General features: G+C 69.5%; 18 protein-coding genes. 5 read left to right on the forward strand and 13 right to left on the reverse strand.

The window, feature by feature from the left end:
* Window positions 1-49 precede the first annotated feature (49 nt).
* Window positions 50-1,525, reverse strand: coding sequence for a transcriptional repressor NsdA (nsdA, locus tag ACZ5CR_RS10870; protein WP_468855872.1), 1,476 nt, complete (start codon window positions 1,523-1,525; stop codon window positions 50-52).
* 424 nt (window positions 1,526-1,949) lie between these two features.
* Between nsdA and ACZ5CR_RS10875 the strand changes: the two genes are divergently transcribed.
* Window positions 1,950-2,612 carry a bifunctional DNA primase/polymerase gene (locus ACZ5CR_RS10875; RefSeq protein ID WP_468855874.1) on the forward strand — a complete coding sequence of 221 codons (663 nt, stop codon included), beginning with the start codon at window positions 1,950-1,952 and terminating at the stop codon, window positions 2,610-2,612.
* A gap of 148 nt (window positions 2,613-2,760) precedes the next feature.
* Here the strand turns inward: ACZ5CR_RS10875 and ftsY are convergent, their stop codons facing one another.
* Complete coding sequence (gene ftsY / locus ACZ5CR_RS10880; RefSeq protein ID WP_468855877.1) at window positions 2,761-3,972, reverse strand: signal recognition particle-docking protein FtsY; 1,212 nt, start codon at window positions 3,970-3,972, stop codon at window positions 2,761-2,763.
* 211 nt (window positions 3,973-4,183) lie between these two features.
* Between ftsY and ACZ5CR_RS10885 the strand changes: the two genes are divergently transcribed.
* Together ACZ5CR_RS10885 and ACZ5CR_RS10890 are read left to right on the forward strand one after the other, a co-directional pair.
* Complete coding sequence (locus ACZ5CR_RS10885) at window positions 4,184-5,629, forward strand: purine-cytosine permease family protein (RefSeq protein WP_468855878.1); 1,446 nt, start codon at window positions 4,184-4,186, stop codon at window positions 5,627-5,629.
* Between the two features lie 123 nt (window positions 5,630-5,752).
* Window positions 5,753-6,733, forward strand: a complete 981-nt coding sequence (locus ACZ5CR_RS10890; RefSeq protein ID WP_468855881.1) for an LLM class flavin-dependent oxidoreductase — start codon at window positions 5,753-5,755, stop codon at window positions 6,731-6,733.
* Window positions 6,734-6,777: 44 nt separating this feature from the next.
* Here the strand turns inward: ACZ5CR_RS10890 and ACZ5CR_RS10895 are convergent, their stop codons facing one another.
* From ACZ5CR_RS10895 to ACZ5CR_RS10910, 4 genes are all read right to left on the reverse strand, one after another.
* Window positions 6,778-8,202, reverse strand: a complete 1,425-nt coding sequence (locus ACZ5CR_RS10895; protein WP_468855884.1) for a sugar porter family MFS transporter — start codon at window positions 8,200-8,202, stop codon at window positions 6,778-6,780.
* Between the two features lie 271 nt (window positions 8,203-8,473).
* The gene (gene smc / locus ACZ5CR_RS10900; protein WP_468855887.1) at window positions 8,474-12,091 is read right to left on the reverse strand and encodes a chromosome segregation protein SMC; all 3,618 of its coding nucleotides are present in this window, start codon (window positions 12,089-12,091) and stop codon (window positions 8,474-8,476) included.
* Window positions 12,092-12,404: 313 nt separating this feature from the next.
* Window positions 12,405-12,608, reverse strand: coding sequence for a hypothetical protein (locus tag ACZ5CR_RS10905; protein WP_383270783.1), 204 nt, complete (start codon window positions 12,606-12,608; stop codon window positions 12,405-12,407).
* Window positions 12,609-12,991: 383 nt separating this feature from the next.
* Entirely contained in the window at window positions 12,992-13,273 is a 282-nt protein-coding gene (locus ACZ5CR_RS10910) for an acylphosphatase (RefSeq protein WP_383316858.1), read from the reverse strand.
* Between the two features lie 131 nt (window positions 13,274-13,404).
* Between ACZ5CR_RS10910 and ACZ5CR_RS10915 the strand changes: the two genes are divergently transcribed.
* Window positions 13,405-14,349 carry a CAP domain-containing protein gene (locus tag ACZ5CR_RS10915; protein WP_468855892.1) on the forward strand — a complete coding sequence of 315 codons (945 nt, stop codon included), beginning with the start codon at window positions 13,405-13,407 and terminating at the stop codon, window positions 14,347-14,349.
* A 142-nt stretch (window positions 14,350-14,491) separates the two neighbouring features.
* Complete coding sequence (locus ACZ5CR_RS10920) at window positions 14,492-14,914, forward strand: winged helix-turn-helix transcriptional regulator (protein ID WP_468855894.1); 423 nt, start codon at window positions 14,492-14,494, stop codon at window positions 14,912-14,914.
* Here the strand turns inward: ACZ5CR_RS10920 and mutM are convergent.
* From mutM to rsmD, 7 genes are all read right to left on the reverse strand, one after another.
* Window positions 14,884-15,747 (reverse strand): bifunctional DNA-formamidopyrimidine glycosylase/DNA-(apurinic or apyrimidinic site) lyase, encoded by an 864-nt coding sequence (gene mutM, locus ACZ5CR_RS10925; protein WP_468855897.1) that lies wholly within the window; start codon window positions 15,745-15,747, stop codon window positions 14,884-14,886. The genes ACZ5CR_RS10920 and mutM overlap by 31 nt on opposite strands.
* Before the next feature lie 93 nt (window positions 15,748-15,840).
* Window positions 15,841-16,683: a ribonuclease III gene (gene rnc / locus ACZ5CR_RS10930; protein ID WP_468855899.1), complete on the reverse strand. Its 843-nt coding sequence runs from the start codon at window positions 16,681-16,683 to the stop codon at window positions 15,841-15,843.
* A gap of 7 nt (window positions 16,684-16,690) precedes the next feature.
* Window positions 16,691-16,864, reverse strand: a complete 174-nt coding sequence (gene rpmF / locus ACZ5CR_RS10935; RefSeq protein WP_003965982.1) for a 50S ribosomal protein L32 — start codon at window positions 16,862-16,864, stop codon at window positions 16,691-16,693.
* A gap of 2 nt (window positions 16,865-16,866) precedes the next feature.
* Window positions 16,867-17,511, reverse strand: a complete 645-nt coding sequence (locus ACZ5CR_RS10940; protein ID WP_468856186.1) for a YceD family protein — start codon at window positions 17,509-17,511, stop codon at window positions 16,867-16,869.
* Window positions 17,512-17,681: 170 nt separating this feature from the next.
* Entirely contained in the window at window positions 17,682-18,794 is a 1,113-nt protein-coding gene (locus tag ACZ5CR_RS10945) for a cell division initiation protein (protein ID WP_468855901.1), read from the reverse strand.
* 130 nt (window positions 18,795-18,924) lie between these two features.
* Window positions 18,925-19,404: a pantetheine-phosphate adenylyltransferase gene (gene coaD / locus ACZ5CR_RS10950; protein ID WP_365824281.1), complete on the reverse strand. Its 480-nt coding sequence runs from the start codon at window positions 19,402-19,404 to the stop codon at window positions 18,925-18,927.
* A gap of 26 nt (window positions 19,405-19,430) precedes the next feature.
* Window positions 19,431-20,024 (reverse strand): 16S rRNA (guanine(966)-N(2))-methyltransferase RsmD, encoded by a 594-nt coding sequence (rsmD, locus tag ACZ5CR_RS10955; RefSeq protein ID WP_468855903.1) that lies wholly within the window; start codon window positions 20,022-20,024, stop codon window positions 19,431-19,433.
* Window position 20,025 lies beyond the last annotated feature (1 nt).

Genomic DNA, 20,025 nt, shown 5'->3' on the forward strand with positions numbered 1-20,025 from the left:
CCACGGCCGGAGTCTTGGTGGGGCGCTGTCGGACCGCCCGCGGATTTCGTCAGACCGCCTCCGCGGTTTCCGGCATGTCGACGGCGAGCTGGTCGGTGAGCTGCACGACCTCCGCGGTGTCGCCGAAGTCCCGCACGGCGGTGTCCACTGTCTTGCGCAGGCGCGTGTTGACCCGCTCGGAGCGGACCTTCTTGGCGATGGTGAGGGCCTGGCCCGCCAGGATCGTGCTCTGCTCGGGCTCGCGCTGGAGCAGATGGACGGTGGCCATGCCGATGAGGTTCAGTGCGTACGAACGCTGGTGCTCGGGGTCCTTGCCGAAGAGGTGGACCGCGCGCTCCATGACGGGCTCGGCGAGCGAGGCGTAGGTGGGGCTGCGGCCCGCCACATAGGCCAGGTCGCGGAACGAGTGGGCGTTCTCGCCGTTCAGCTCGGCCTCGGAGAAGAAGCGGATCCAGTCGGGCTCGGGCTCGTCGCAGTCGTCGGCGTCGGCGAAGGTGTCCTCGGCCATGCGCACGGCCCGTTTGCACTTGCCGGGCTGGCCCATGCTGGCGTAGGCGCGGGCCTCCATCGCATACAGCATGGCCTGGGTCCGCGGGCTGGCGCAGTCCCGACTGCCGTACTGCGCGAGGTGGATCAGTTCGAGCGCGTCGTCGGGCCGCCCGAGGTGGATCATCTGGCGGCTCATGCTGGAGAGGATGTACGAACCGAGCGGCTTCTCGCCCGCTTCCTTCGCCGCGTGCAGGGCGAGCACGAAGTACTTCTGGGCGGTGGGCTGGAGTCCGACGTCGTAGCTCATCCAGCCCGCCAGCTCGGCCAGTTCGCCCGCGACCTTGAAGAGCCGCTTGGACGTGGCCTCGGGCTGGGGCTCCTGCAGCAGGTCCGTCACCTCGTGAAGTTGGCCGACGACCGCCTTGCGCCGCAGGCCTCCGCCGCACTGCGCGTCCCACTGCCGGAACATCACGGTCGTGGACTCCAGGAGGTCCAGCTCCGGTTTGGAGAGCCGTCCCGGCCTGCGGGACGGCGTGGCGGGCTCGGGGTCGCCGACCGGGGTCGTCGGTCCCGGGACCAGCCAGCGCTGCATCGGTTCGATGAGGGCGGTGCCCGCGGAGAGCGCGAGCGAGGTGCCGAGGAAGCCGCGCCGGGCCAGCATCAGGTCGCTGCGCGAGAACTCACTGATGAGCGCGACGGTCTGGGGTCCTGTCCAGGGCAGGTCGACACCCGAGACGGACGGCGCCTGGTGCGCGGCGCGCAGCCCGAGGTCCTCGACCGCGACGACACAGCCGAACCGCTCGGAGAACAGCTCGGAGAGGATGCGCGGGATGGGCTCGCGGGGGTTCTCGCCGTCCAGCCACCGCCGCACCCGCGAGGTGTCCGTGGAGATGTGGTGCGCACCCAACTGCCGCGCCCTGCGGTTCACTTGGCGCGCCAGCTCGCCCTTCGACCAGCCGCTTCGCACGAACCAGGAGTTGAGCAGTTCGTTGGGGCGCTTCTCAGCGTTCGCACCACTTTCGCCGTTGCCGCCCACTAGAACGCCCCCATCCCTCAAGACACTTACGCGCGGTCTCACGCCAAGCCTTACCAGAATGCCGCGCGTTGCGGCTCTCCGCCCGGAGAACGTCACCCATCGAACAGGGGACCTACGTTGCCTCCGGCATACCCACGATTGCACAACACTTAGGGTCCGTGCACTGAAAGTAATCCTACGATCACCCCTCCGGCGAGGGCGATCGCGTAAACGCCACCATTCGCCACCCCTTCGAATGAACTCCCGCCCGGCCACAAGCGATTGACTTGACAGTGGACGTCCGAAGGTGGGCGGAAGGGAGCACTTCGGGGGCGCGCATGGCCGCGCACACCCCCCTCGCACCCCCGGACGCCCGCACAAAAGCACAGGGTCACGATCCGATTCCCTCACGTAACCACACCGCGCTCGACCCGTTGGAGGGGGCATGGGCTTCACGATCGGCGGCATCCGGGGAACTAGAGAGCTCCGCACCGGTTCACGTCGGCGCGGCCGCACCTCGGAGTGCACGGCGGTGGCCGAGTACACCGGACTGTGGGGATGGGCGGCGGTCCCCGGCGCGCGCGCCCTGGACGGCCGCTGCTCCTGCGGCGCGAACGACTGCGCGGCCCCCGGCGCCCACCCCCTGGAGTTCGCTCCCGAGGTCCCCGCCGGGGCGACGCTCGACGAAGTGACCGAGGCCTGGTCGCAGTTCCCCGGCGCCGCCGTGCTGCTGCCCGTGGGGCGCGCCTTCGACGTGATCGAGGTGGCCGAGACCGCGGGACGCAGGGCGCTGGTCCGCCTGGAGCGCATGGGCCTGCCGCTCGGCCCCGTGGCGGTCACCCCGGACGGCCGCGCGCACTTCTTCGTGGCCCCCGGCGCCGCCGCCGAACTCCCCCAGCTGCTCTACCGCATGGGTTGGGACGACACCGACATCGACCTGCACGGCCTGGGCGCCGGCACCCACATCACGGCCCCGCCGTCCGACCGCGGGGGCCTGGGCCCGGTCCGCTGGCTCCGCGCGCCGGACCTGGACTCGGCGACGCATCCGCCGCAGGCGCGGCTGATTCTGGGGACCTTGGCGTACGTGGCACACCGCTCCCCGGCGTAACGCCCGCACAGCGAAATGCCCGTCCCGGCTGCACCCCGGGACGGGCATTTCTTTCGTACGCGGCACACGAAGCACTGCGCGGTGAAGCGGTGCGCACCCGCAGGTGCGCCGTGGCTGGTCGCGCAGTTCCCCGCGCCCCTTAGGGGCGCTACTCGACGCCGATGAGCGCGTCCACGAACGCCTCCGGCTCGAACGGCGCAAGGTCGTCCGCGCCCTCGCCGAGCCCGATCAGCTTCACCGGCACGCCCAGCTCGCGCTGGACCGCCACGACGATGCCGCCCTTGGCCGTGCCGTCCAGCTTCGTCAGGACGATGCCGGTGATGTCGACGACCTCGGCGAAGACCCGCGCCTGCACCAGGCCGTTCTGCCCGGTCGTCGCGTCCAGGACGAGCAGCACCTCGTCGAGCGGGGCGTGCTTCTCGACGACGCGCTTGACCTTGCCGAGCTCGTCCATGAGGCCGGTCTTGGTGTGCAGTCGGCCCGCGGTGTCGATGAGGACGACGTCGGCGCCCTCCGCGATGCCTTCCTTGACCGCGTCGAAGGCGATCGACGCGGGGTCGCCGCCCTCGGGGCCGCGGACCGTGCGCGCGCCGACGCGCTCGCCCCAGGTCTGGAGCTGGTCGGCAGCGGCGGCTCGGAAGGTGTCCGCGGCACCGAGGACGACCGAGCGGCCGTCGGCGACGAGGACGCGCGCGAGCTTTCCGGTGGTGGTGGTCTTGCCGGTGCCGTTCACGCCGACGACCATCACGATGCCGGGCGTCTCAAGGCCCGACTCGGTCTTCACGACGCGGTCCAGGTCGGGGCCGAGGAGCGTGAGGAGTTCCTCGCGCAGCAGGGTGCGCAGATCGTCCGGGGTGCGGGTGCCGAGTACGCGGACGCGCTCGCGAAGGCGCTCGACCAGTTCCTGGGTGGGGGCCACGCCGACGTCGGCGGTGAGGAGCGTGTCCTCGATCTCCTCCCATGTGTCCTCGTCCAGGTGCTCGCGGGAGAGGAGCGTGAGCAGCCCCTTGCCGAGTGCGTTCTGCGAGCGCGAGAGCCGCGTGCGCAGACGGACCAGGCGACCTGCCGTGGGCTCCGGGGTCTCGATCTCCGGTGCGGCCGGTTCTTCGACGACCACGGGGGCCGACGCCGACGGCTCGGCGAGCGGGAGTTCCACCTCCTCGATCGTGCGGCGCGGTTCGTCGCGCGGCGTCTCGGCCTCGTCGCCGACATGCGGCTCGGCCGGAGGAGCGGTGATGGTGGGCGTGGACGACGGGGCCTGCGGCGGCAGCTGCTTCTTCTTGCGGCTGCCGATCACGAGCCCGCCGAGCGCGCCGATCACGACCACGGCGATGACTACAGCAAGGATGACGATTTCCATAACTCACCCAGTATCAGCCATGGGGGCAACACGGGCCCAAGCTGTAGCTTCCTCCAAAGAACATAAGGCAATAGAGGGCACTACTCGGACTAAAGTACGATGGAGCTCTCCGCATCAACGCGCGTAGAGTCCAACCCGATCACCCCCACACGGACGGATCACGGACGGATCGCGGCGTTGCGATCCGAGCGAGAGGCACGGACCCCACCCCATGAGCACCACCGCCACCGCCGAAACCGAAGGCGCCCTGGAGACACGCGGCCTCGAGCCCGTCCCCGACTCCGAGCGCACGGGCCGGACCCGCGAGCTGTTCCCCACCTGGGTGGCGGCCAACATCAGCGTCCTGCTGCTCACCATGGGCGCGGGCCTCATCGTGACCAACGGCCTCAACTTCTGGCAGGCCCTGGTCGTCGCCCTCGTCTCGCCCCTCCTCAGCTACGGCCTGGTCGGTCTGATCTCGATCGCGGGCAAGCGCGGCGGCTCCCCCGGCATGACGCTCTCGCGCGCCGTCTTCGGCCAGCGCGGCAACCTCTTCCCGGGCGCGCTGATCTGGGTCGCACGCTGGGGCTGGGAGACGATCAACGCGGTGACGGGCGCCTACGCGATCATCACCGTCCTTGACATCTGCTTCGGCGTGAAGTCCAGCACGTGGCTGACGGTCGTGACGCTGGTCGCCTTCGTCTCCTGCACGTTCCTGATCAGCGGCCTGGGCCGCAAGGTGCTGCACATCTGCAACACCTGGGCGACGTACCTCTTCGGCGCGTTCAGCGTCCTCGTCCTGGTCTACCTGGTGGCCAACACCCCCTGGTCGGACGTCTTCTCGCGGTCCGCGGGCTCCACCGCCGCGATGATCGCGGGCATCGGCACGATCGCCGCGGGCGGCATCAGCTGGGTCCCCACGGGCCCGGACTTCACGCGCTACCTCCCTCGCAGGGCCTCCGGCAAGGCCCTGGTGGGCAACGCGATCGGCGGCGCCGGCATCGTGGTCGTACCGATGGTCCTGATGGGCGCGGTCATGGCGGTCAGCGTGCCGAGCCTGTCGAAGGCCTCGGACCCGGTCTCCTTCGTCGGCCAGCTGCTTCCGACGTGGATCGCGGTGCCGTACCTCCTGATGGCACTGATCGGCATGCTCCTGATCAACTCGATGTCGATGTACTCCGCGGGCTTCACCGCGATGACGCTCGGCATCAAGGTCCCGCGCGCCTGGGCCGTGAGCATCAACGCCGTCATCAGCCTGATCTTCGGCTACCTCCTGATGAACGTGGCCACCAGCTTCATCAGCTCGTTCGTCTCCTTCCTGACCCTGCTCGCCGTCGCGTTCTCCGCCTGGATCGGCGTCTTCGGCATCGACATGCTGAGCAGGAAGACGTACGACGCCGAGGCGCTGATGGACACCAAGCGCACCAGCGCCTACTGGTACCGGGCGGGCTTCGCCTGGCAGGCCATGACCGCGTGGGCGATCGCCCTGGTGGTGGGGCTGCTCTTCACGAAGGTCGACTGGTTCAGCGGCCCGCTCGCCACGTCCTGGATCGGCCGCAACGGCCTGGGCTGGCTGGCCACGATCGTCATCGCGGCGGCGCTGTACGCGGTACTGCCGAGGAACCCCGCCGTCGAGACCCCCGAGGACAAGGGCGAGACCGAGCTGGTCTCGGCCTGATCCGGTCCCGGCCCGCTTCCGGACCGGCTCGATCCGGAACAACTACCCCCGGACACTGTTCATCTGACAGCGCGTCATCTAACGTCCCTCTTCGCCCGCCCATGGTGAAGGGGGACGTTTTCCATGCCCGTGACAGTCGTACGATTCAACCTCGTCGAACCGGATGCCACGCCCACCTCGCTGAGCGATCGCTACAAGGCCGCCCTGGAGATGGCCTCGTACGCGGACGACCGGGGCATCTCCACCGTGCAGACCGAGGAGCACCACGGCGTCGACAACAACTGGTTGCCTTCGCCCTTCACTTTCGCGGGCGCGGTGTTCGGCGCGACCCGGCGCATCGCGGTCACGGTCTCCGCGATCATCGGCCCGCTGCACGATCCGCTCCGGCTCGCCGAGGACATCGCCGTACTCGATCTGCTCAGCGGCGGCCGTCTGGTGACGGTGGCGGGGATCGGCTACCGGCCTGCCGAGTACGAGGCGTTCGACGTCGAGTGGAAGCGGCGCGGCAAGCTCCAGGACGAGCTGCTCGAAACGCTCCTGAAGGCGTGGACGGGTGAGCCTTTCGAGTTCCGCGGCCGCACCGTGCGCGTCACCCCGCGCCCGTTCACCCGGCCCCACCCGCTGCTCCTGGTCGGCGGTTCGTCCGAGGCTGCGGCCCGCCGCGCGGCCCGGCTCGGCCTGCCGTTCTTCCCCAGCGCCCATCTGCCGGACCTCGAGGCGTACTACAACGAGCGCCTCACCGAGTACGGCACCGAGGGCTGGACCATGATGCCCGCCGCCGAGACCCCGCTCCTGCACATCGCCGACGACCCCGACCGCACCTGGGCCGAGCACGGCGAGCACTTCCTGCACGAGGCCCGCACCTACGCCTCCTGGCAGTCCAAGGACATCCGCTCGGCGGTGAAGTCCGGCGCCACGACGGTCGATGAGCTGCGCGCCGAGGGCGTCTACCGCGTCCTCACGCCCGACGAGTGCGTGGCGTACGTGCAGGGCGGCGCCGCCAATCTCGTACTGCACCCGCTGGCGGGCGGGATGCCGGTCGACGAGGGATGGCGCAGCCTGCACCACTTCTGCGAAAACGTACTGCCCCGGCTCAAGGAATAGGTCCTTGAACCGGGGCAGCTTCCTCAGAGGAGGGGCAGCGGGGACTAGCCCATCTCCTCCAGGGTCTTGCCCTTCGTCTCCTTGACGAACTTCATGACGAAGGGGATCGAGAGCACGGCGAAGGCGCCGTAGATGATGTACGAGCCGGTCAGGCTCCACTCGGACATGCTCGGGAAGGTCTTGGTGATCGCGAAGTTGGCGAGCCACTGGGCCGACGCGGCGACACCGAGGGCCGCCGCACGCAGCCGGTTCGGGAAGATCTCGCCGAGCAGGACCCAGACCACCACGCCCCAGGAGAGGGCGAAGAAGAGCACGAAGGCGTTGGCGGCGATGATCGCGGTCAGGCCCTGCGCGTTCGGCAGCGAGACGTTGTCGCCGGATCCTGTGCGGTACGAGAACGCCCAGGCGCAGGTGAAGAGCGCGAGCGCCATACCCGCGGAGCCGATGATGGCCAGCGGCTTGCGGCCGATGCGGTCGACGAAGATCATCGCGATGACCGTGCCGATGATGTTCACGATCGACGTCTCGAACGAGTACAGGAACGAGCTGCTCGGGTCCTTGCCGATCGACTGCCACAGCTGGTTCGAGTAGTAGAAGATCACGTTGATGCCGACGAGCTGCTGGAACACCGAGAGTCCGATGCCGATCCAGACGATCGGCAGGAAGCCGGCCTTGCCGAGCAGGTCCTTGAACGAGGACTTGTGCTCGCTGCGCATGCCGTGCTCGATCTCGGCGACGCGAGCGTCCAGGTCGATTGCGGTGCCCTCGACCTCGCCGAGCACCTTCTTCGCCTCGGTGTTGCGGCCGACCGAGATCAAAAAGCGCGGCGACTCGGGGATGGCGAAGGAGAGCAGGCCGTAGATGACGGCCGGAATGACCATGACGCCGAGCATCAGCTGCCAGGCCTCCAGGCCGAGGAGCTTGCCGCGCTGGTCGCCGTCGGCCATGTTCAGGATGCCCCAGTTGACCAGCTGGGAGACGGCGATGCCGGTGACGATCGCGGCCTGCTGGAACGAGGCGAGGCGGCCTCGGTACGCGGGCGGCGCCACCTCGGCGATGTAGGCCGGGCCGATGACGGAGGCCATGCCGATGCCGATGCCGCCGATGAGGCGCCACATCGTCAGATCCCAGGCGGCGAACGGCAGGGCTGAGCCCACGGCGCTCGCGGCGAAGAGGACGGCGGCGATCTGCATGCAGCGGATGCGGCCGATGCGGTCGGCGATGCGCCCGGCGATCGCGGCACCGACGGCACAGCCGAGCAGTGCGGTGGCGATGATCCAGCCGAGCATGTTCGCGTCTACGTCGAAGCGGTGCTGGATGGCGACGGTGGCGCCATTGATCACCGAACTGTCGTAGCCGAAGAGGAAGCCACCCATCGCGGCGGCGGCCGTAATGAAGATGACATGGCCGAGATGGTCCGGGTGGGCCTCTCTGCCTCCGGGCTGCGGCGCCTTCGTTGTGCTGGTCACATGGACTCCTCGGGCCACCGGCAACATCGCCGGGGGTGGGGGTGAGCACTTCAAGTGGCGCACAACTTCGTGCCGCCCACCACCTGAAGGTAAAAGCAACGTTGCAGAGACTATGCCTTCAAGTTTCGAAGTCAATACCTGGGTTCTTGTGAACTTGAGGCACGTGTGGGGCTCGCTTCGTTCAAGACTTGAAGTTAATGAGGTGAGCCGGTGAAGGTCACCGCCGGAGAGCCGCGGCGAGCCGCAGAGAGCCGCCGAAAGCCGCCGAAAGCTATCGAAGCCGCTGGCTGATCACCTTGGAGACGCCGTCACCCTGCATGGACACGCCGTACAGCGCGTCCGCGACCTCCATCGTCCGCTTCTGGTGCGTGATCACGATGAGCTGCGACGCCTCCTGCAACTCCTCCATGATGCGGATGAGCCGCTGCAGGTTGGTGTCGTCGAGCGCGGCCTCGACCTCGTCCATCACGTAGAAGGGACTGGGCCGCGCCTTGAAGATCGAAACGAGCAGCGCCACGGCCGTGAGGGACCGCTCACCGCCGGAGAGCAGCGAGAGCCGCTTGACCTTCTTGCCCGGCGGGCGCGCCTCGACGTCGACGCCCGTGGTGAGCATGTTGTCGGGGTCGGTCAGGATGAGCCGCCCCTCGCCGCCCGGGAAGAGCCGCGAGAAGACGCCCTCGAACTCACGGGCCGTGTCCCGGTAGGCCTCGGTGAAGACCTGCTCGACGCGCTCGTCGACCTCCTTCACGACTTGCAGGAGATCGGTCCGCGTCTTCTTCAGGTCCTCGAGCTGCTCGCTCAAGAACTTATGGCGCTCCTCCAACGCGGCGAACTCCTCAAGAGCCAGCGGGTTCACCTTCCCGAGCTGCTGATACGCCCGTTCGGCTGACCTCAGCCGCTTCTCCTGCTCACCGCGTACGTACGGCACCGGCCTGTTGCGCGGGTGCTCCGGGTCTTCGGGGAGCTCCTCGCCCTCGGCGGCGGGCGAGGGCGGCACGAGCTGGTCGGGGCCGTAGTCGGAGACGAGCCCTGCCGGTTCCACACCGAGTTCCTCCAGTGCCTTGGACTCCAGCTGCTCGATCCGCAGCCGCTTCTCGGCACCGAGTACCTCGCCGCGGTGAACTGAATCCGTCAATGTGTCGAGTTCGGCCTTGAGGTCACGCCCCTGGCCCCGCTCGGCGGCGAGATCCCGCTCCCGCGCCTCCTTGGCGCGCTCGGCGGCGGCACGTTCCTCCTGGGCCCGTACGAGGGAGACCTCGACGTGCGCGAGCAGCTGCCGCGCACCACGGGCGACGGCCTCGGCGACCGCCGCCTCGTGCCGCATCCGGGCCTTGCGCTGCTCGGCACGCGCGCGTGCCTCGCGTTCGGCGCGTGCGCCCCGGTCGAGCGAGTCGGCACGTCCCGCGAGACCCTTGACCCGCTCCTCGTGCGTACGCACCTGGAGCCTGGCCTCCATCTCGGTCTGCCGGGCGTTGGCGCCGTCGGCGGCGAGCCTGTCCCGCACGGAGGCGTCGGGCTCCTCGTCGACCGGAGCCTCCTGCGCCACGGCGAGGCGCTCGGCCAGCTCTTCGGCGTCCTCGACCGCCTTGTCGAGCGCCTCCTGCGCCTTGGCCGCGGCGGCCGCACTGCGCTCGGCCTCGCCCACGGCACCGCGCGCCTGCCCGGCGAGCGCACCGAGCTGCTGAGCCACGGACGACTTCTCCCGGTCGGCGGCGCGCCTGCGCTCGCCCAGCTCCTCGACGAGCGCGGCCGTCTCCTTGCGCCGCTCGCCCGCCTCCTGTTGCGCCTGCGCCAACTCATCGCACTGTCCGGCGAGTTGCTCCAGCTCGGCAGCCGCCTCGTCGACGGATGCCTGCACTTCCAGAAGGCTCGGCGCCCCGGCGGACCCACCCTGTGCGAAGTGCGCCCCGAGCAGGTCGCCTTCGGCGGTGACGGCGGTGAGCTCCGGGTGGGAATAGACGAAGTCCTCGGCGTCCTCCAGCGTGCCGACGGCGACCATCCCCCGCAGCAGCCTTCGCACCGCGGGCATCAACTCCTCGGGCCCGCGCACCAGTTCGGCCACAAGAGGCGGCCCTTCAGCACCTTGGGAGCCCTGAGATCCCTGAGAGCTCTGAGAGTCCTGAGAGTCCTGAGGCCGTACGTCACCGGGGGCATCGCCCGTTCTCTCCGGCGCCCCCGCGAGCAGCAGCGCGGCCCGGCCCGCGTCCTGCTTGCGCAGCAGCCGGATGGCCTGTGCCGCCGACGCCGGTGTGGTCATCGCGATCGCGTCCGCCGCCGCGCCGAACGCCGCCGAGATCGCCACCTCGTGCCCCGGAGCGATCGAGAGCAGCTCGGCCGCGGGACCGAGCAGCCCCGTGAGGCGGTCCTTGGCGGCGAGCAGCGCGCCCGTTCCGTCCTTGCGCCGCAGGCCGAGCGCGAGCGCCTCGTGCCGGGCGGCGACCGCGGCCCGCTTGCGCTCGGCGGCGGTGGCCGCCTCGCGGGCCGCGGTCAGCGCGGCCTCGGCCTCCGCGAGGAAACGCTTCGCCTCGTCGTGCCGCTCGCCGAGCTCCGCGTCACCGGCGTCGAGGCCGTCGACCTCCGCCTTCAGCTGCTCGTACTCCTCCTGGGCGGCGACCGCCCGCTCCCCCGCCTCGTCGCGCGCGACGGAGAGCCGGTCGATCTCGGCCTGTGCGGAGCCCGCCCGCGAACGTGCCGCGTTGACCTGGCCGTTCAGCCGCGCGAGCCCCTCACGCCGATCGGCGATGGCCCGCGCCATGTCCTTGAGGCGGCGCTCCTCGACCGCCAACTCCCGCTCCAGTTCGGCGCGGTGGCCCACCGTGTCCTCAAGCGCGTGCTCCGCCGCTTCCAGAGCGGCTTCCAGCTCCGCCTCCTGCTCGCGGATCCGGGCGGCCTCGCGCTCCATGTCCTCGGGGTCACGGCCGCGCCGCTCCTCGGGGGGCGCGGCGGTCGCGCTCCTGACCCGGGCGTCGGCGAGCGACACCGTGCCGCGCACCCGCTCGGCAAGCTGCGAGAGCTCGTACCACGTCTGCTGCGCCCGCTGGAGCCGTGGCGTGAGGCGCCGCACCTCGTCCTCGAGCTCCGCCTCGCGGTGCAGCGCCTTCTTCAGCTCGGCCTCGGCGCTGTCCTTGCGCTGCTTGAGCGCGGCTTCGTCGGCGACCTCGGTCTGCAGCGCGCCCCGCAGGCGTACGAGATCGTCGGCGAGCAGCCGCAGGCGGGTGTCGCGCAGGTCGGCCTGGATCACGGCGGCCCGGCGCGCGACGGCGGCCTGCCGGCCGAGCGGCTTGAGCTGGCGCCGCAGCTCGTCGGTCAGGTCCTGTACGCGCGCGAGGTTGGCCTGCATCGCGTCGAGCTTGCGCAGCGCCTTCTCTTTGCGCTTGCGGTGCTTGAGGACGCCCGCGGCCTCCTCGATGAAGGCACGGCGTCCCATGGGGTCGGCGTGCAGTACGCCGTCGAGCTGCCCCTGCCCGACGATGACGTGCATCTCGCGCCCGATGCCGGAGTCGGAGAGCAGTTCCTGGATGTCGAGCAGGCGGCAGGTCTCGCCGTTGATCTGGTACTCGCTGCCGCCGTTGCGGAACATGATCCGCGTGATGGTGACCTCGGCGTACTCGATGGGGAGGGCCCCGTCGGAGTTGTCGATGGTGAGGGAGACCTCGGCGCGGCCGAGCGGCGGGCGTCCGGTGGTGCCGGCGAAGATGACGTCTTCCATCTTGCCGCCGCGCAGCGACTTGGCGCCTTGCTCGCCCATGACCCAGGACAGCGCGTCCACGACATTGGACTTGCCGGAGCCGTTCGGTCCGACGACGCAGGTGATGCCCGGTTCGAACTTCAGCGTCGTGGCAGACGCGAAGGATTTGAAACCGCGCAGTGTCATGGCCTTGAGGTGCACGCGGACCGACTTTACCTGCCACCCGTCGCACACCAGCGCCCTTCCAACGGGGCGCTGCGCGCCGCACCTCTTCCTTCTCCGTTTCGCCCATGAAGATGCAGGGCACATCAGACGGTGAAGGAAGCGGCGCACGCGGCGACAAGAGAGAAGGGACGCCGAAGCGTCCCTTGCAGTTATGGACAAGCGGCTGACTTGGTCAGCCCGACCACGTGCGTGAAAAGGCTGCTCACACGAGGGGCAGAGCGCGACGAGGAATGATCGCTACGCAGAACCCTGCGGGTGAGGTGAGCCCGTTACTCGGTGATGGCAGTGGTCAGGTGAGCGCAGGCTCCGCCTGGGGTACGTCGATGCCCTCGAGGAGCGATTCGTGAGAAGCGGCGACCGCAAGCGCGTCGTTCTCGGCCTGGATCTTTACGAGCTCAGATTCCAGGTCCTGGACACGCTGCTGGAGCCGTCGCATCTCGGCGAGAAGTCGCGGGTCAGAGCCGCCGACGTAACCGAGAAGCGCCTTTGCCATGATGGATGGTCCTCCACAATGAGTGACCGACCGAAGCGGTGTGGGTCGTGAGGGATTCGCACCCGCGGTGCTTGGCACTCGTTGTTCTTGCTAGGTCTTGCTGGCCGTTCTCACATGCCAAACAGCTAAGGTGCGCGGGGCTTTCAGAGTCTCACCAAAAAGTTTGACGGTCAACACGATCACGCCCCGTATTGGCGGGCAACCCGGGGGCCTGCGGCCGTACGAACGGCGGCGCTGCCTCTGCTGCGGGGCCCTGGGGGCGTGTCGATCATCCTTCACCCGGGAGCCTGCCACGACGTACCCTTCTTGGCAACCACCAGGGCTTTCCTGCCCCGGGCAGTTGCCACAGCCGCACCCGCACCCGCCCGTCGGGCAGCTCTTCGTCAGCGAATCGCGAACGTGTCGTAGATGCCGCGCGGAGTGTCCCAGATCTCAGTGACGCCATCGACGCGGCCGGGTGTGTCGCCCTCCCGCAGCCAGTCGAGCAGTCCCTGGGCGCCCGCTCGGGCACCTTCGGCGACGACTTGCACGCGGCCGTCGTCCAGATTGAGAGCAAAACCACTCAGGCCCCCGATCTCCAGAGCCTTGGCCCGCGTGAACCAGCGGAAACCCACGCCTTGCACCTGGCCACGCACCCAGGCCGTGACTCTGACTTCTTCGTTCATGGGTGCACGCTAACCGGCCAATTGCTCTCGGAGCACTTCGTCCCCATGCGCCATCGCGTACAGTCCCGACTCGATGAGCCTCACCCGTACGGGTGCGCCACTTTGACCGCCAGGACGAGGAAGGCCAGGAGATGGGACGCCACCGACGCTCCGGCGCAGGGGCAGCCGCCACCGGCCGCGCCACCGGGGTCTCCGACAGATACGCGGGCGAGCACGCCGGCGTCCCGGAGTCCCGCCCCGCCACCGTGTCACACCGCCGCAGGGGCCGCGCCACACCGGTGCGCACCGGCCTGCTCGGCGTGTCGGCAGCCGTCGCGATGGGCGCCGTGGCGGTCGCCTCCGGCCTCGTCCCCGGCGCCGACACCTTCTCCCTGGGCGGTGGCGGCGACTCGAACAAGGTCCGCTCCGCGGGATCCCCCACCGAGGTGGCTCCCCAGGGCGGCGAGAACGGCACCGCCGACCGCGAGTCGGCCCCGCCGAGCCGTGGCTCCGAGCGCGCCGAAGCCCCGGACCCCTCGCCCTCGCAGTCCACCCCCGCCGAGAAGCCCTCGGCCGAGCCGTCGAAGAAGCCGTCGCCCAAGGCGCCCGCGCCCGAGACCGGCGAGAAGAAGAAGAAGACGGCGACGCCCCCGAGCCCCTCGCGCACCCCCTCCGAGAAGCCCAAGGCTCCGCCGGCCGGCTCGCAGTCACCGTCCGCCGAGAGCGCCGCCGAGGCCGCGGTGCTCACGCTGGTCAACGAAGAGCGGGCCAAGGTGGGCTGCTCCCCCGTGCGCGCGGACGCCTCCCTGGCCTCGCTCGCCGGAGCGTTCAGCGAGGACATGGCCGAGCGGGACTTCTTCGACCACACCGACCCGGACGGCGCGACCCCGTGGGACCGCGCCGAGAAGGCCGGGATATCGGACCTCGGCGGCGAGAACATCGCCCGCGGCCAGGCCAACGCCCAGTCCGTGATGGACGCCTGGATGAACAGCGCGGGACACCGGGCCAACATCCTCAACTGCGACTACAAGACCCTGGGCGTCGGTGCGCACTTCGCGCCGGGCGGCCCCTGGTGGACGCAGGACTTCGGCTTCTAGGAAGCCCGCGGGGGCTGTGTGACCCGGCAGCCCAGGTGCTCGGCCGTGGCGATGTCCCCGGATCCGCGGCGGCCGAAGGAAAGCGCTAACCCTCAGTTAGCGCAACCCGTCGGCTAGCGCTGTGCAGGAGTATGCTACGTGCATGGATTCGTGTACCGCAGGCGCCCAGGACATGGCTGACACGGCCGCGCAGGACTTGGCGTACGACGTGTTCTCCAAGCAGTGCCCCTCGCGCGGCACCCTGGAGCACGTCACCGGACGCTGGGGCGCGCTCACCCTGGGCGCGCTGCACGACGGCACGTTCCGGTTCAACGAACTGCGCCGCCGGGTCGACGGCGTGAGCGAGAAGATGCTGTCCCAGACCCTGCACGCCCTTGAGCGCGACGGCCTGGTGCACCGCGAGGCGCAGCCCACCAATCCGCCGCGCGTGGAGTACCGACTGACCCCGCTGGGACGGGAGATCGCCGACCGCCTGATGAACCTCGTCCACTTCGTGGAGGGCAGGATGGACGGCGTGCTCGAAGCGCGCGAGCGCTACGACAGCGTGGCGACCGGCGGCCGCTGACAGCGCGGGCAGAAGTAGCTGGAGCGGTTCATCCAGGGGCGTCGACGCATCGCCGTACCGCAGCGGCGGCACGGCTCGTCCTCACGTCCATAGGCGTCGAGCGAGCGCTCGAAGTATCCGGACTCGCCGTTCACGTTCACGTACAGGCTGTCGAAGCTCGTGCCGCCGACGGCGAGGGCCGCGTTCATCACATCCCGTACGTGGCCCAGGAGTTCGGCCGTGCGCGGGCGCGTGAACGTGGCGGTGGGCCGCTCGTAGTGCAGCTTCGACCGCCAAAGAGCCTCGTCCGCGTAGATGTTGCCGACCCCGCTGATCAACGACTGGTCGAGCAGCGCGCGTTTGATCGTCGTACGACGGCGGCGCAGCGCGGCGTGGAAGGCCGCGTCGTCGAACTCGTCGTCGAGCGGGTCGCGCGCGATGTGCGCGATGACGTCCGGCAGCCCGTCCGCAGTGTTCGCGTGCAGCGAGAGCCCGCCGAAGGTGCGCTGGTCGACGAAGCGCAGCTCGGTGCCGAGCTCGTCGGCGAACCGGACCCGGATCCGCAAGTGCTTCTCGTCGGGGGCCTCTTGGGGCTGCACGAGCAGCTGCCCGCTCATGCCGAGATGGGCGAGGATCGAGGTGCCGCCGTCCTCGACGGGCAGCCACAGATACTTCCCGCGCCGCATCGCCGTACCGACCCGGTGCCCCTTGAGGCGGTGCCCGAAGTCCTCACCGCCCGCGATGTGCCGCCGCACGGAGCGCGGATGCAGGACCTCGACATCGGCGACGGTGCGATGAGCCACCCACCGCTCCAGGCCACGCCGGACGACTTCGACCTCGGGCAGCTCGGGCATTGACTACTCCGGGTGATCACATGGGTGAGTGCGGCGAAAAAGGCTGGTGCCGGCCACCCGAAGGGCGACCGGCACCAGCCGGTGAATCAACTGTCAGGCGGACGGGGCGTCGGCGCCCCCGTCATCCTCCACAGCGGTGGTAGCGACAGCAGCAGCACCCGCGGCGGCTTCCGCCGCCGCGATCCGCTCATCCGCGGCAGCGCGAATCTCGCGCCATGCGGACTCCGCGGCCTGCTGCTCCGCTTCCTTCTTGCTGCGGCCGGTGCCGGTGCCGTACGAGACGCCTCCGACGCGGGCGGCAGCAGTAAAGGTCTTCTCGTGGTCCGGGCCGCTCTCCGTCACGAGGTACTCGGGAACGCCGAGGCTCTCGGTCGCGGTGAGCTCCTGGAGGCTGGTTTTCCAGTCCAGGCCCGCGCCCAGGTTCGAAGACTTCTCGATCAGCGGGTCGAAGAGCCGGTGTACCAGCTCGCCCGCCGCGTCCAGACCCTGGTCCAGATAGACCGCGCCGATCACCGCTTCAAGGGTGTCGGCGAGGATGGATGCCTTGTCCCGGCCACCCGTACCCTCTTCGCCCCGGCCGAGCCGGATGAAGAGGCCGAGTTCGAGGCCACGACTGACCTCCGCCAGCGCACGCGAATTGACCACCGCGGCCCGCAACTTGGCCAGCTGGCCTTCGGGCAGGTCGGGGTGGGTGCGATAGAGCGTGTCCGTGACGACGAGTCCGAGCACCGAGTCCCCGAGGAACTCGAGCCGTTCATTCGTCGGCAGACCGCCGTTCTCGTACGCGTACGAACGGTGGGTCAGTGCACGCACCAGAAGGGCGGACTCGAGTTTGTACCCGAGCCGCCCTTCCAAAAGCGTGTGGGACGAGGCCGTGTTTTCCGCCTGCTTCTTGGCGTCATCCGCCGTTTTGTGGCTAGACACGGTGCCTCTCACCAGCCGCTCAGACCTCGAGGACCTGGCGCTTGTTGTACGTGCCGCAGCTCGGGCACGCGATGTGCTGCAGCTTCGGCTCCTGGCAACGCTCACACGAAACCAGAGTGGGGACCGCAGCCTTCCACTGCGACCGGCGGTGGCGCGTGTTGCTGCGCGACATCTTCCGCTTCGGAACAGCCACGGCTACTTCTCCTGCTTCTCGTCGACGCCGGCTTCGGCGCCGCTCACGTCGTCCTTCTCGCCGTCCTGGATGGTCCCGGCGAGTCCCTGCAGTGCCGCCCAACGAATGTCGGCGACGTCGTGATGATGCTCCGGGTCGTCCGCGAGCCGTGCTCCGCACTGGGAACACAGGCCCGGACAGTCGTCCCGGCACACCGGCTGCATCGGCAGTGCGAGCACTACCGCGTCACGCAGCACAGGCTCGAGGTCGAACAAGCCGTCCTCGAGATAGAGCCTGTCCTCGTCTTCCTCGGCGTCGTCGGCCGGTTCCGCGGTGCGGCTCCGGTCGTCGGCGTCAGGGTACGAGAACATCTCCTGGAAATCCGCGTCCACATCAAGCTTCAGCGGCTCCAGACACCTTACGCACTCCCCCTCGGCCGTCGCACGGGCGGTGCCTGTGACAAGCACCCCTTCCATGACCGACTCGAGGCGGATCTCCAGCTCGACCGGAGCGCCGACCGGCACTCCGATGACCCCGTCGATGCCGAAGGCACCCGGAGAACCGGGGGCCTCGACGGAACGGGTCAGCCGCTGCAGCGCACCAGGACGCCGACCCAGCTCGTGTGTGTCGAACACGAGTGGGTTTCGGTGGTCAAGGTGAGTGCTCAGGGCTGGTCCTGCTTTCGAATCCTGGAAGTTCAAGGAGGGCCGCCCCCTTCGTGAGCTTCGCTCACTAGCCGGGCAGCCTGGATCGCGGACGTACGCGCGACCGAACAGCCAGGATACTGGACCATTCGCTCTCGGCCCAATCCGGTCCCGGGCCGCCCCCCGAGCAGGCTCTAGCGGCCCTGTTCGTACTGGCGCAGCTGCTCCGCCGTGATCATGCCGGTGTCGAAGAGACTGGTCTCGTCGAGCACACCGGGGGCCTGCTGCTGCTGTTGTTGGTGCTGGTGCTGCTGGTTCTGCTGCTGCTGCTGCTGCGGATCCCCGTACCCCTGCTGTTGCATCTGGTCGTACCCCTGCTGCGGGTAGCCGTACGGATCCTGCTGCTGATAGCCGTACGGGTCCTGCTGGGCGTACTGCTGCTGGTAGCCGTACTGGTCCTGCTGCTGGTACGCGTACGGGTCGGGCTCCTGCTGGGGCGGGGCGTACGGCTGCTGTGCGGGGATCTGGGGGGCCGCCTGGGGCGGCTGCGGGGCGGCGGGCGCGGGGGCCATCGGCGCCGCGGGGGCTGCCGCCGGGTCGGTGAGGCCCGCGAGGTACTCGGCGTCCGTGGTGTGTCCCTGGGGGCCGAGGCCCTCGGCGAGGCCCGCGAGGTCGTCCGCGGGCGCACGGCCGTGCAGGGTCTGACGGCCGCGGCCGACCGCTTCCAGGGTCTTGGCGAGGACGGCCTCGAAGGCGCCGAGCTTGGCGTCGACGTACGCGTCCGCGTCCCGGCGCAGGGTCTCGGGATCCTGGCTGCGCTGCGGGGCGTCCTCGTCCTCGTAACCCTGCTCGTCCAGGCCGGGACCGGTGCCCAGGAGCTTCTCGCGGCCGCGGCCGACCGAGCCGAGGGTCTTGGTGAGGACGACCTCGAAGTTCGCGAGCTTGCTGTCCACGTAGTCGTCGGCCTCGACGCGGACCTCGTCGGCGGCCTGCCGGGCCTCCGCGAGGATGCGCTCGGCCTCGCCCTGGGAGTTGCGAGCGACCTCCGTGTCGGAGATCAGCGAACCGCGCTCGGCGTGCGCCGTCTCGATGATCCGGTCCGCCTCCTGGCGGGCCTGCTCGACCAGCTGCTCCCGGCCGCCGATGAGCTCCTGGGCCTGGGCGAGGGAGCCGGGCAGCGCCTCACGCACCTCTTCGAGCATCGACAGGAGATCGGCGCGGTTGACCACGCACGAGGCCGACATGGGCATCGACCGGGCGCTGCCGACCGCCTCGACGATCTCGTCGATCTTCTTCTGTACGTCCACCGTGCGCTCGCCACTCTCTACAGCTGATTGGAGACGGACGGCACGACTGTAAGGCCAGTCGGCTGCCGCACGACACCGGATGACGGGCCATCAGGCCGAGCGACGATCCGACAGCGACCCGTCCGGGACGTCACTTCTTGCCGATGCGCTCCGTCAGCGCCTCGTGGACCACCGGCGGCAGCAGGTGGGCGACGTCGCCGCCCCAGGCTGCGACCTCCTTGACCAGCGAGGAGGAGAGGAAGCTGTAGGTGGGGTTGGTCGGCACGAAGAGGGTCTCGACGCCCGAGAGGCCGTTGTTCATCTGGGCCATCTGCAGCTCGTAGTCGAAATCGCTGACCGCGCGCAGGCCCTTCACGATGGCCGGAATGTCGCGCTGCTTGCAGAAGTCGACGAGGAGGCCGTGGAAGGACTCGACCTCGACGTTCCCGAAGTCCGCGGTGACCTCGCGGATCAGCTCTATCCGCTCGTCGACGGTGAACAGGCCCTTCTTCGACTGGTTGATCATCACCGCGACGTGCACCACGTCGTACAGCCTGGAGGCGCGGGCGATGATGTCGAGGTGTCCATTGGTGATGGGGTCGAATGACCCCGGACAGACGGCGCGGCGCAACTGAAGTCCCTCGCTCTCCGGTCCGGTCATGGCGCGATCACTGAGTCGTCGCACGTAGAGGCGGCGCGACCGTACCAAAACGTGGCTTCGCCGTACCGACGGGACCTCAGTGCGTCGAAGCCGTCGGGCCAACCGAATTCTCCGCCCCTGGTACTGCGCTCAACGGTGACGAGCGCATCGCCGGTGAGCCAGCCCTCCGCACGGAGTGTGAGCAGGATCTCGCGAAGATCGTCATCGGTGACGGCGTACGGAGGGTCGAGGAAGACCAGGTCGTACGGGGTCGTGGGGGCGCCGCCCTGGATGATCTGGGTGGCTTTGCCCGCCCTGACCTCGGCGCCGGGCAGGCCGATGGCCTTCACGTTCTCCCTGATCGTGCGCACCGCGCGGGCGTCGGTCTCGACGAGCAGGGCGTGGCTCGCGCCGCGCGAGAGCGCTTCGAGGCCGATGGCTCCGGACCCGGCGTACAGGTCGAGGACGCGTGCCTCGTCCAGCGTGCCCTGCAGGGCCTGCCAGGTGGAGAACAGGCCCTCGCGCGCCCGGTCGGACGTGGGCCGTGTGCCGGTTCCCGGCGGGACGGCGAGGAGACGTCCGCCGGCCACACCGGCGATCACGCGGGTCATC

This window comes from Streptomyces sp. NPDC031274 (assembly GCF_055570235.1).